The sequence below is a fragment of the Oerskovia sp. NPDC060287 genome (genome assembly GCF_042726775.1).
In the GTDB taxonomy this organism is placed as follows: domain Bacteria; phylum Actinomycetota; class Actinomycetes; order Actinomycetales; family Cellulomonadaceae; genus Oerskovia; species Oerskovia merdavium.
Genome location: NZ_JBHXBO010000374.1, coordinates 1 through 2,624, shown reverse-complemented (window position 1 = coordinate 2,624; position 2,624 = coordinate 1). Strand labels below are relative to the sequence as shown.

Genomic DNA, 2,624 nt, shown 5'->3' with positions numbered 1-2,624 from the left:
GGGCCCGGACGGGGCGGCCGGCAGGGGCGCACCGCCTAGACTCGCCCCATGCGTGTGCTCTTCGCCGGAACCCCGGAAGCGGCCGTCCCGGCCCTCGATGCCCTGATCGACTCCCGGCACGAGGTGGTCGCTGTCCTGACCCGTGCCGACGCGCCCTCGGGTCGCGGCCGCAGGCTGACCCCCAGTCCCGTGCGGGTGCGGGCAGAGGAGGCCGGGATCCCGGTCATCACCGACGTGCCCCGCGGTGCGGAGTTCGTCGCCCGGCTCGAGGCCCTCGAGATCGACTGCGCGCCCGTCGTGGCGTACGGGCAGATCCTGCGCCGCGAGGTGCTCGACGTGCCCCGCTACGGGTGGGTCAACCTGCACTTCTCGGTGCTGCCCGCCTGGCGCGGCGCGGCCCCCGTGCAGCGCGCGATCATCGCGGGCGACGAGGTCACCGGCGCCACGACCTTCCTGCTCGAGGAGGGCCTGGACACCGGCCCCGTGCTGGGCACCGCGACCGAGACCATCCGCCCCCGCGACACCTCGGGCGACCTCCTGGGGCGCCTCGCGACCTCGGGAGCCGGCCTGCTCGTGGCGACCCTCGACGCGATCGAGGACGGTGTGGCGTCCCCGGTCGCCCAGCCGGCCGAGGGGGTCAGCATCGCCGCGAAGCTCGTCCCGGAGGACGCGCACGTGCGCTGGGCCCACCCGGCGCTCGCGATCGACCGCCAGGTGCGCGGCTGCACGCCCGCGCCCGGCGCCTGGACCACGCTACCCGACGGCGCCCGCCTGGGCCTGGGTCCCGTCACGCCGCGCCCCGACGTGGACGACCTGGCCCCCGGGGAGCTGCGCGCCGGCAAGCGTGAGGTCCTCGTGGGCACCGGCACGCACGCGGTCGCGCTCGGCGAGGTCGCCCCCGTGGGCAAGAAGCACATGGCCGCGACCGACTGGGCCCGCGGCGCCCGCCTGGGCGACCACGTCGTCCTCGGGACCCCCGACGACACGAAGGACCACGCATGAGCGGCGAGGCACGCACCCACGGAAGCCCCCAGCGCGGCGGCGGCGACCGCCGCGACGCCCAGGGCCGCGAGCGCGGCGCGGCGCGCGCCCGGGGCGCGGGCCAACGGTCCGAGTCGGCGCCCTCCCAGCGCGCCAAGGTGACCGACCCCGCGCGCAACGTCGCGTTCGACGTCCTGCAGGAGGTCGCGTCCTCCGACGCCTACGCGAACCTCGTCCTGCCGCCCCTGCTGCGCGCGCGCGGCATCCGCGGTCGCGACGCAGCCTTCGCGACCGAGCTCGCCTACGGCACCCTGCGCCTGCGCGGGCGCTACGACGCGATCGTCTCCCGGTGCGTGGACCGTCCCCTCGACCAGGTCGACCCGAACGTGCTCGACCTGCTGCGCCTGGGCGCCCACCAGCTCCTGGGCATGCGCGTGGCCCAGCACGCGGCCGTCTCGGAGACCGTGGGCCTGGCCCGCGCCCGCGCCGGCGCCGGCAGCGCCCAGTTCGTCAACGCGGTCCTGCGCAAGATCTCGCGCTCGACCCTCGAGGAGTGGCTCGAGGTCATCTCTGCCGACGCGCCCGACGACGTCACGCGCCTCGCGATCACCCAGTCCCACCCCGTGTGGATCGCGCGTGCGATGCGCGAGGCCCTGGTCGGCACGGGACGCTCGGCGGACGACCTGGCCGAGCTCCTCGAGGCCGACAACACCGCCCCCCGGGTGACCCTCGTGGCGCGCCCCGGCCTGGTCAGCCGCGAGCGCCTCGCGGGCGAGGTCACGCACGACGTGCGCGGGGACGCCACCACGGACCCCGGCCGCTGGGCCCCCACGGCCTTGGTGCTGTCCGGCTCGGACCCGGCCGCGATCCCTGCGGTCCGTCACGGCGCCGCAGGTGTCCAGGACGAGGGCAGCCAGCTCGTGACGCTCGCGTTCGCGGCAGCGCCCACGCTGCCCGCCGCACACTCGACGCCCACGGCGGGCGCCCTGTCCGACCGTGCGGCGAACCCCGACGAGCGCTGGCTCGACCTGTGCGCGGGCCCCGGCGGCAAGGCGGCGCTCCTGGCGTCCCTCGCGGGCGAGCAGGGCGCACGCATCGTGGCGAACGAGGTCGCCCCGCACCGCGCCCGCCTGGTCGAGCAGGCGCTCGCGGCCGTGCCCGCGGACGCGGTCGAGCGCGTGCAGGTGGGCGACGGGCGCCAGGTGGGGGTCGAGGAGCCCGGCGCGTACGACCGCGTCCTGGTCGACGCCCCCTGCACCGGGCTGGGGGCGCTGCGCCGGCGCCCCGAGTCGCGCTGGCGCCGCACCCCGGGGGACATCGCGACCCTCACGACGCTGCAGCGCGAGCTGCTCGGCTCGGCCCTGGACGCCGTGCGCCCCGGCGGCGTCGTCGGGTACGTCACGTGCTCCCCGCACCTCGCGGAGACCCAGCTCGTGGTCAAGGACGTCCTGGCCGGGCGCGACGACGTCGAGGTCCTCGACGCGGCCGCGGCCGTGCGGCAGGTCGCGGGGGACGACATCCCCCTCGCCGACCGCACCGACGTCCAGCTGTGGCCGCACGTCCACGGGACCGACGCGATGCACCTGACGCTGCTGCGCCGTCGGGCCTGAGCACCTGCCGTCCGCGGCCGGGTCGGGTGGCCC

General features: G+C 77.3%; 2 protein-coding genes. Both read left to right on the top strand.

The features are described from left to right. Positions 1-48 precede the first annotated feature (48 nt). Positions 49-1,002 (top strand): methionyl-tRNA formyltransferase, encoded by a 954-nt coding sequence (gene fmt, locus ACFWFR_RS19010; protein WP_377624147.1) that lies wholly within the window; start codon positions 49-51, stop codon positions 1,000-1,002. Next, a complete protein-coding gene (locus tag ACFWFR_RS19005) occupies positions 999-2,591 on the top strand; it encodes an RsmB/NOP family class I SAM-dependent RNA methyltransferase (protein WP_377624145.1) in 1,593 nt (530 codons plus the stop codon). The genes fmt and ACFWFR_RS19005 overlap by 4 nt, the downstream gene beginning before the upstream one ends. Positions 2,592-2,624: the final 33 nt, after the last annotated feature.